Source organism: Bacillus sp. JJ783, from assembly GCF_036963225.1.
GTDB classification, from domain to species: Bacteria; Bacillota; Bacilli; order Bacillales; family Bacillaceae_G; genus Bacillus_A; species Bacillus_A cereus_U.
This window is the reverse complement of the sequence record NZ_JBALMG010000081.1, coordinates 205-10,149: the sequence shown is the minus strand read 5'-3', so window position 1 is coordinate 10,149 and position 9,945 is coordinate 205. Positions and strand designations below refer to the sequence as shown.

The window sequence follows — 9,945 nt, the reverse complement described above, 5'->3', positions numbered from 1 at the left end:
AATATGATTATGAAGATATAAATAATAAGAAAAAGTATGATGAAACTGCAAATAAAGTATACACATTGGGCTTATTTAAAAGAGGAACTAGAGATTTCTTGGAATTACCATTAAAATACGAAGTTCAAGGGAAGTATAAGTCATTTAAATTACCATTAGTAGGTCCGGAAGATATTTTATACAAAAAACTTTGTAAGTTCCTAGAAATTGATTATACAAAAAACGGTCCTTTTAAACCAATAGATTTTTTCAAGACTCTGCATAAAGCTATTCCAACAACGGCTAGTATACATTTTAAAGATAGATTGGTTTGTTCATATTCATATCCTACCAGTAAAGATAAAGAACATGAAAAAATTTATTTTCTTAGTTTCCTTAATAATGATATAAATGGGAATAAACGGAGTTTAGAAAATAAAGCGAAAACGGAAAAACTTCTACCAGATGCTCATAAGATTATTGGTACAAGGAATATTTCCGTACGTTTCACGGATACACCAAAAGATGAACAAAAAGAAAAAGAAGAAATAGAGACTAAATTTAATGAGCTCAAACCTCAAATATATAAATAGTCTGTAAATACAGATAATGAGTATGAAGGTTATAAAAATTAAAGCGCTTAATAACTGAAAACCACTAAAAATGGACACTTTTTTAACCGAGATATCATATCTAACTCAAAAAGAACTAGGCATAAATTGCCCGGTTCTTTTTGTATATAGTAAGCAATTACATAAAATTCATTTTCTTATGGTTAATTAATCCTAAATATATTTTTCTATAAGAAACCAATTACTCTCACACAAGAATAATTAGTTTTATTTCTGTAAACCTATAAAAATTTAGTATAAACTTTCTTGTCCACATATCGAAACAAGAAAATAGGTACTTTTTTAAACGGAGACACCAAAGTGGATACTTTTTAAAAATAGCAAAAGCAGGCAACTGAATTTGTTATAATTGATAAATATTACATTTGAATATTTGGAGGAAATGAATTTTGAATAAGAAATTATTAGCAGCTTTAACATGTAGTACTTTATTTATGGGGATGACAGCGTGTGTATCTAATGATACAGCTAGCACAGCGGAAAAATCAAAGCAAGAGAGCACCAAAAAATCAAACGATAAACAGAAAAAAGAGGATGTACCGATAAAAGAAATAAATACAACTATTAATGCAGGCCCCTATAAATATAGTCCTAATGGTACAAATAATGAGCATTTCATAATTTATGATAATGCGAAATTCGAAGATAACTTTGATGGGCTTAAAGTATCTATGAACCAACTATCTTTAACTAATAAAGAAAGTACTTCAAATGGAAAAGATGTGGGTTCTCTCCGAATTGCATTTAGCATTGAAAATACAACAAATTCTACTTTTTCTTTTAGCTTTGATAAGATGCGTGCTACTACTGATCAGGGTGAACTATTTGAACCATCCACAGCTATTAAACAAAAATTTTTAAATCCTACTAAAAAAATAGATGATACACAGGATAATAAAATTGTATTTAATAATTACGGGACAAAAGATTTAGAATCTATACAATGGGTTGATTTTACTTTTGAAATAAATAAACAAAGTCCTGAAATAACAATTGCGAAGACACAAAAATATAAAATTCGATTCAATATAGATCAACATTATGGAGGGACTACAGCTAAACAAGAACAGCCTCAATCTTCTTCAAATACGGATGCTATTACATACAAAAATGAAATTAAGCCTAAAATTGACTCCATGATTAAAGAGTTTAATGATATATGGAATCAAGAAGTGAAGTCAGTTTTTAACAAAGAGGGGGAAACTCCGGCAACTGTAGACCAAAGTACTTTACAAAAACATATGGAGCTTGTATCGACTAATTACAGAGAACTGTCAAAAGAGAATATCAACTTTAATGCTTCTGATAAAATAAACGATCCTGTTCTAAAAGAAAAAATGAATAAATTTAGAGAAGAATTTGGTCTTGCGGCAAATTATAGAGAAAATGCAGCAAATGCTATATTGCAAGGTATACGTGGTGTAGCTCCAATGGAAGACAGAATGAAGGAAGCCAAAAAATCTAGACAACTTTCTGAGCAAAAATTTAGTACTGCTTCAAGTACTTTAGCTGAATTTGAAACAAATTTAAATAGTAACTAAAAAAGAGAGCCTTGCTCTCTTTTTTAGTTCTCAGCAAAACCTAATTAAACGTGGAGCTAAAATAAAATTTAATTCTACAATAGTAACAAAAGTATCCATTTTCATGTCTTTTTACAGCAGAGGAGGGCACAAAATAAACTTAAACTATGAATTTCATCTTTACGTTAAATTCACATTTAACGAACACTTCATGGTATATTTTTATGTTATAATATCCACATTATCAAAAATTACCAGGTAAGGAGTGATACAAAGTGTCATTTTTAGAACAGCATCCAAAATTCAAAGAATACACTCACGAGATTTATTCAATGGATCAAGCTAAAAGCATATACTTTAGACGTGATTTAAATGGCTTTATTCATAGCCAACTAATGAAATTGGATCCAGAGGAAATTGCCCATGACACATGGATACTTCAACTACGACTAGCAGCAATTGCTGAGAGTTCCCCCTCTGATAATGGACCATACACTTATCTATTAGATGAGATAGCTAGATTACTAAGAAAAATAATGAATAAGGGTTTTCCATATCTAATGAATAGTTTTGCATCAATGTTCGAATTTTTCCCCGACGAAGAAATTAATCGTTTTATAGAGGAACAGAAAATTGGTTATATAGGTGTTTATAATAATGGTGAAGTTGATTGGCTACTTCAAGAAGGAACAATTGATGATTTAAGCAATAATAATGACTCAAAATTAAGTGAACTTAATTACGTTAAAAATGTTGGACATGGATTTTTTGCACATGTTGATAAATATGAATGTGAATCTACTGGAGAACAATATGCTTTAAAAAGATTAAAAGAGGAGTTTCATGAAAATATAGTTTATAAAAATAGATTTCGACGTGAAATCGAAATACTAAAACGACTAGAAGGCCATGATCACATAGTACCTCTAGTAGATCACAAATTTGATGAAAGTAGAAATCAATATTACTATCTGATGCCTTGTGCCACTTTACACCTTAAGGATTACATTGAAAAAAATAATAATAAACTTGATTTGAATGACCGATTAAATATATTTGAACAGATTTTATCAGCAATGGTATTCGCTCACTCATTAGAGGTATTACATAGGGATTTATCACCTAACAACGTTCTAATATTTGATGACAAAGTAGTGGTTAGTGATTTTGGTCTAGGAAAAGACTATGAAAATCTCACTAAGCAAGGATATTCATCGGTTCAAGGTTATGGAAATATTAATTACGTTGCCCCAGAACAACAAGATAAGCTAAGTGCGGCAACCAAAAGTAGTGATGTTTATTCATTAGGAAAGTTATTATATTTCATACTAACTGGTAAAAATCCAAGAAGTTCTAGAAATAGCGAAATGTACGCTTCTTTAATAGGTACTGCTACATTAGAATCACCTGAAAATAGATATATTGATGCTGCTGCATTTGAAACGGAATACTATAAGTATAAAGAATTTTATAATACCCTTACTACTTCTATTGATTATACCGTTGCAGAGTTTTTACAAAGCAATAAAACTGCAACATGGAAAGAGTTTCACGAGGTTGTCATGAAAGCACAAGTTAATACCCATTTATTTTATGACTTTATTGACCCTATAGTGACCCGACTTAATACAATAGATACGATTCAAACCTATATTATTGATATAAAGCATGAAATTATTGACTTTATCGAATTATTTGCAAAAAAATTAAGAGAATGTTACGGAATGACACATTGGCCATTTGTAGCAATTAATTCGTTTGGCTCATTCCTTCATCGAATGTATACAGCTTCTAGCGACTACCCCCAATGTCAAAAAGTTTGTTTAGAAGAAATGTGGTATATAGCTGCAGCTATAGATCAATGGTCAGTTCAAGATTTAATTATAAGTATTATAAATAATAATCGTATACCTTCAAGTATTGAAATGAATTTTGCCATCAATATGCTTGAATTTGGAAAAGGATTTACAAAATTAGACCAGGTCAACCTAAACCAAGTGACTTCCATTCCTATTAAAAATGCAATTGAAAAACTTAGAAAATAGCCTTGCATGGATTCACCTGTTCGTTAAAAATGTATTTAATGTAAACAACAATTGTAGGAATTTAAAATACCCTATCAAGAGAGAGTTTAAATTCTAATTAAAGTAGAACTTAAACTATGTATTTTTTACATAATAAAATTCGAGATGAAATGAATAATAAATAGATTTTAAATCCGCTTTATCAAGTAAAATAATAAAAGTTCAGCAATTTTGTATTGCTGAACTTTATATCACTTATTCTTTCCTATTCTTCCTAAGCTATCCTTAATTGTTGTTTCTCCAAGCTGTGTGTATAATAAGGCCGTATCTTGACTAGTATGCCCAAGTTGCTGCATGACTTGTAACGAGTCTTTTTCTTCCATATATAATTTATTTGCCAATGTGTGTCTTAATTTATGAGGAGACATTTTTTTGCCATAGGCCTTAGTATATTTTTCTACTATATCTTGGATAGCTCTAACCGAAAGAGACTGTGCAGTATGTTTATACTTCGATAAAAACACATTTTTTAATTCTTTTCCTGGAGCATATTTGTTATCTCTAATTTCCATATACTTTTCAAGGTCGTTCAATGCAATTGGTGTAATCCATACAGAATCTTCCTTGTTTCCTTTTCGGATTACATCAATTAATCTTTCTTTTAAGTTTATATCGTCCATACGAAGATCGGCCAATTCACTTACACGAATACCACTACCAAGAAAAAGGGAAAGGATAGCTACATCACGATCTTTATCTCTTAGGAAATAGAACAACTGATGTTTTGTTAAAGATTTTTCATGTTCGTACTTCACATAATTCAAAAATTCTTGATCGTCATCATTATGAAATATCTTAGATCTCATACGTTTTGCACGAGCATTTAATGTTTCTTTATCTTTATGTATTTCAATCTTAGCCATTACATTTCTATAGAAATAACATTCTCCATCATCATTCTCTGATAGGGCGGTAAGGTACTTAAATAAAGACTTTAAGGCTGAAATTTTTCTGTTAACAGAGGAATTCTGCATGTTTTGTTGCAGTTTTAGAAACCTCATAAAGTTCTCAACATCTTTTTTCTTTAAATTCTCCAAATCAGAGAAGGATATGTCTTTAATGGGCTTAAAATCAATAATTTGTTCGGATAATAGCCAATTAAAGAAGACTCTAAAATCATATACATAATTCAGTAGGGTGGAGGGAGAGGCATCATGCAATTCTTTGTACTCCACAAATTCTTCTATGTAAAAGGGCATTTCATTTAGATTCTCGTATAATTTTTTACGATGTACGGATTTTTGACGTTGCTTGCTGTAATCCATAAAAATCACCTCATATATACTATAACAGAAAAAAGATACGAACACAAGTTCGCGTTAAATTCAATTTTTACACGAACTTATTTACATAATTAAATTATGTAATACTAAAATTCACTCGAAATTGAATGGGAAAGTGTAATTATTCTAATAAAAGTTATAGATAACCAAGTGATAAATTCATATTTGGCGATAAAAATTATATATGTATATAAAATAAAACGATTTTCAAATATAAATTCTAACAAAATGAATACATGAACACAGTTTAAAAGTCGTTATAAAATGTGAATTGGTTAATTTAATCAAGGTTAATCAGGAGTTAGTTAGATCAACACAAGAAAAGCTCTTATAAATTAAAATGTAATTCACTATAAAAATTGTTTATGAGTAATTCAGCATTTGATTATTCTTATATAAAATATCAATTATATAGCGTATACCAATATACTAAGATTCATGCACTTGGGCTTGAAATCCCTAGATACTGTATTTGATTTTTATATAATCGTATTATTCTGCGTAAAATTGGTATTTCGTGCGAAGTTGCTGAGGGTTTATTTTTTCTCCCTTCTTTCAATTCTTTTATGTTCATCCAACAGAATTCATTATTCACTTTTCATCAGTAAGTAAAATTTTTTGGTTCCAGATCTGCCCGCTTTTACATATCTTTGTTTATTGTACGTTTACTATTAGAGTGCAAACAACATAACAACTCACATTTAGTTAAATTTAAGACAAAACAGCTAAGTTAATCCCTTAGGGGTAAATCAACTGTATTATATTCGAAACTAAGGTGTTTATAATATCGAAAGAGATGGTTTTTTTATTGCTTTTTACGTCAAAAATGTTCTTTATTACTCTTGTTTTATGTAGAAGTTGAGCCCAATTTAATTCTAATACAGAATTAAATATATAGCTTTGAAATTCTTTTAACTGTCTCAATAAGATAAGAATTCTTTTCATTTTGAGACTGACTCTCCTCTAATTTCCACAACTTCTGATAAGAATGGTTATGTAAACTGAGTATAAGTAAGTGATTGTGGATACCTTTATATCAGCGGGTTTCCAGCAACCTACCTTTCCCTACTATTACACGAATAGCCGAGGTGCAACATACTATATCACTGCAAGTCAAACATATGTAAAGATAAAGTGAATTAAAACAGACTCCTATACACAGGGGGCCTGTTTTGAATTCCACTTTAGTAATTCGTTGATAAACAAAATGCAGTTAGGAAATGTATTTCTAGTTTTTTAATTTTCCCACATTTTCGCTGTTACTATATGGTTGAAATGTTTATAAAAGGGGGTTGTATATATGCCATTGCCATTATATGAATTGTGTATAAAAGGTTGATAAGAAGTAGGTTTTTTGGGGAGTAAATGGATATATATGGGTTTTATATGATAGACATATGAAACTGGAAAATGACCATATACAGGATGGTAACTTAGATAAGGAAAATGGATTCTGTGCGGAAATATATTCATTTGATTCCCCTTAATGTTAAATTTGTAGGTGAAACATTTATTGACTAGCAAGTGATTTTTGATATGAATTAAAAGCAATAATTACCGCAACTAATGATCCAATCAAAAAAATACAGACCCAGTTAAAGTAATTAAACGACCAATTAAAGTGTTTCTTTCTTCAATAATCTTTTCTTGACCCAAGAAAAATACACCTCCGATTTATAGTGTATTTAAATTATTTGCGTATTATATTAGATTGTATACTAGACAAATCATGTAGTATTTTTTCCATATTCAACAAGTGTCATTCTAACTTCTCCGTTCACATTTTTTCTATTCATTCAAAAGAAAAAAATAATTAACTTAATCGCACACAACTTTTTATTTTTACAGTATGAAATATGTATTAAAGAGTGCATTAAATTAATGTGAATATAATTAATATTTTTAGTAGTGCTTGCGCCATCTGCGCAGGATAAAGATGTTGCTGGTACTGTAGATACAGGATTAAGATTTACAATTGATGCAAAGGTAAGTGTTAACGGATTACCACAATACAAAGTGCACAATAGCAAAGGCAAAACATACTATGTAACTATAAATGAAGCCAATGTATATGTGAAATAGTAGACAAAACCACCTATCAAAAAGGTGGCTTTGTCTATTTTCATAATTTAGATTTTCGTTAATCCCCACATACTAAATTCGTAATGATATTCTGTAGTCTCAATGCATACTCCGAATTCTAAATCATCACCAACTAATACAAAATCTGCATACCCAGTTAGAAATCTTGATACGGCTGATAAATCTTCTGAATTATTAAATACTTCAGTGATGTTCAGTTTAACTGCTTCAATTCTACCCCCTCTAGAGAAAAATAGGGTTCTGGTGCAAACATTTTTTGAAGATATAAAGAAGTGAAGAGATTCCTAACGGAATCCGCTTTTATACTGGAATACCGAATAGTTGATGAATGAGGTTCACTTGATTTTGGACAGACTTCCCCCCTTGAGAGGTTTGTCCTTTTTTCATCATATGCATGGCTTCAACACCTCTCAATATAGAAGTTGCCGTTTTAAATGACTTGAATCCCAACATAGAACGCACGCGTTTCTTAATAAAACGATGATCTTGTTCTACTATATTATTCAAGTACTTTTGTTGTCTAAGTTGCATACCATCAGGTATGCTTTTTTCTTTTTTCAACTGTTCAATTGCTATAGGATAAGCCGGATTCTTATCGACTGTTATAACACGTGGCTTTGAAACATGAAAAGACCGCAAAGCTTTCTTGAAAAAGCGTTTTGCAGCCTTTTGGTCTCTTGTTTTGCTTAGATAAAAATCGATTGTGTTTCCTTTCGAATCAACAGCACGGTACAGGTACATCCATTGCCCTTTAACTTTGATATATGTTTCATCGACTCTCCAAGAGTCATTGGTTTGCTTGAGGTGACGACGAATTCGTTTGTCCAATTCAGGACCATACTGATGAACCCAACGCATAATCGTGGTATGAGAAATAGATAAGCCCCGTTCCTTCATCATTTCCACCAAATCATGAAAACTGAGGTTATACCGTAGGTACCATCTTACCGTTAACAAAATAATATCAGGCTGATAATGCTTCCATTTGAAAAAAATTTCCTTTTTCATACTCATCACACACCTTTTCTAGAGTAGTAATATCAGTATGTCCAAGTTTTATAGATTTTTTGCACCAGAACCCTTTTTTTTATACATTAAAAAGCCCACCTATTTCCGTAGGTGGGCTTTATCTTTATTACACAATACCAAAGTATACTCTCTTTTTCTCATAAACTTTATGCAATTATACATAATTAGAAAAAATACACTTAATAAATATTACATGTAGTAAAATATGACTTGTGGACACGTTCTATAAAGTAGATTCTCCGATTAGAAGGCGTAACACATCTCAACCATATAGATGTGGCGTTTCTTTAATCTAGCCCAACAAACGATCTCGATTCTCTTGTATTTGTACACTAACAATCTGGTAAAAATAAATGATTCTGTTTTATAGGACGTGTTTACTTAATATCCAATACATATTATTGGGTATTTTTGCCCACCCCCTCGAAAAGGGGGAATAACAAAAAACATTGTAAAAAAGTCCTTATACATAAGGACTTTTGGTTACCTTTAAAAATAAACGTTTCAAAATATATACAATTGTAAACGCCAGAATAAATTTTACAGTTTTCGCTAATATAAACTTTACACTTTTAGCCACATTTGTCGCCCACTTTATTTGGAGAAGCAGGTATGATAGCCTTGCAGTAACAGTCCTGGTTCTTTTAATACCAAGGCTTCAAGGCTGTTTATCATTCCTGTAGAGGCTCCATGTCAAGTGGGATATGCGCAATCTAAAGTGTAAAAGGGAACTTAGCAGAAAGTATAAAATTCACCTTGGCGGTGACAACAATTATATTGACATGTTTCAAATATGGTTAAGTTGTATTTTCGAAACGAAAAAATCTATATTTTTAGCTATGTCATAAAGTGTACTTTTTGACACGACATATCATTTTTTAATTAACTATGCTTAATCCCCCTTTTCGGGGGGATGGGCAAAAACATCCATATTAAAAAAGATAGTTCCGGTAAAATACCGGAACTATCCTTTAAGTACTCAGGTTTCAAGAGTTTTCATTAACTTGATGGCTATCCTACCACCCAAGTTACTTTACAATAAATACTCTAATTATTGAACTCGTCGACGAACGAATAAAAGTATCCCAGAAACTAACAACAAAATACCTCCACCAATTGAAATAATTTCTGTTGGCGTTCCTCCTGTTTTAGGCAGTAATAATGAAGTCTTATCACTTTCTTTAGTAGGTGGAACTTCTGAATTGTCCTTTGTATTTTCTTGTGGAGGTACAACTGTTCCATCCTTCGTATCTGTATTGTCCTGAGGAGGTACAACTGTTTCGTCCTTGATTTTTATATTCGTAATGTCATAACC

The 9,945-nt window shown here is 30.9% G+C and carries 6 protein-coding genes and 2 pseudogenes; 4 read left to right on the top strand and 4 right to left on the bottom strand.

Annotated features, from left to right (window positions below; translation table 11 throughout):
* The 3 genes from V7038_RS17565 to V7038_RS17555 form a co-directional block, all read left to right on the top strand.
* Positions 1 to 572: DUF6037 family protein (locus V7038_RS17565; RefSeq protein ID WP_335471119.1), on the top strand; the 572-nt coding region annotated here is incomplete at its 5' end.
* 428 nt (positions 573 to 1,000) lie between these two features.
* Positions 1,001 to 2,152: a ribonuclease gene (locus V7038_RS17560; protein ID WP_335471117.1), complete on the top strand. Its 1,152-nt coding sequence runs from the start codon at positions 1,001 to 1,003 to the stop codon at positions 2,150 to 2,152.
* A 254-nt stretch (positions 2,153 to 2,406) separates the two neighbouring features.
* Entirely contained in the window at positions 2,407 to 4,176 is a 1,770-nt protein-coding gene (locus tag V7038_RS17555; RefSeq protein ID WP_335471115.1) for a serine/threonine-protein kinase, read from the top strand.
* 230 nt (positions 4,177 to 4,406) lie between these two features.
* Here V7038_RS17555 and xerS read toward each other — a convergent pair whose 3' ends face one another.
* Positions 4,407 to 5,480, bottom strand: coding sequence for a tyrosine recombinase XerS (gene xerS / locus V7038_RS17550; protein WP_335471112.1), 1,074 nt, complete (start codon positions 5,478 to 5,480; stop codon positions 4,407 to 4,409).
* A 1,932-nt stretch (positions 5,481 to 7,412) separates the two neighbouring features.
* On the opposite strand from xerS, the pseudogene V7038_RS17545 reads away from it, so the two are divergent.
* Positions 7,413 to 7,580 (top strand): annotated as a pseudogene (locus tag V7038_RS17545) (N-acetylmuramoyl-L-alanine amidase); the annotation flags it as partial.
* Between the two features lie 47 nt (positions 7,581 to 7,627).
* Here the strand turns inward: V7038_RS17545 and V7038_RS17540 are convergent.
* From V7038_RS17540 to V7038_RS17530, 3 genes and pseudogenes are all read right to left on the bottom strand, one after another.
* Positions 7,628 to 7,837: pseudogene (locus tag V7038_RS17540) on the bottom strand (YxiF family protein); the annotation flags it as partial.
* A 64-nt stretch (positions 7,838 to 7,901) separates the two neighbouring features.
* Positions 7,902 to 8,609: an IS6 family transposase gene (locus V7038_RS17535; protein WP_335471110.1), complete on the bottom strand. Its 708-nt coding sequence runs from the start codon at positions 8,607 to 8,609 to the stop codon at positions 7,902 to 7,904.
* 1,072 nt (positions 8,610 to 9,681) lie between these two features.
* The coding region (locus tag V7038_RS17530; RefSeq protein ID WP_283747434.1) for an LPXTG cell wall anchor domain-containing protein at positions 9,682 to 9,945 on the bottom strand (264 nt) is incomplete at its 5' end.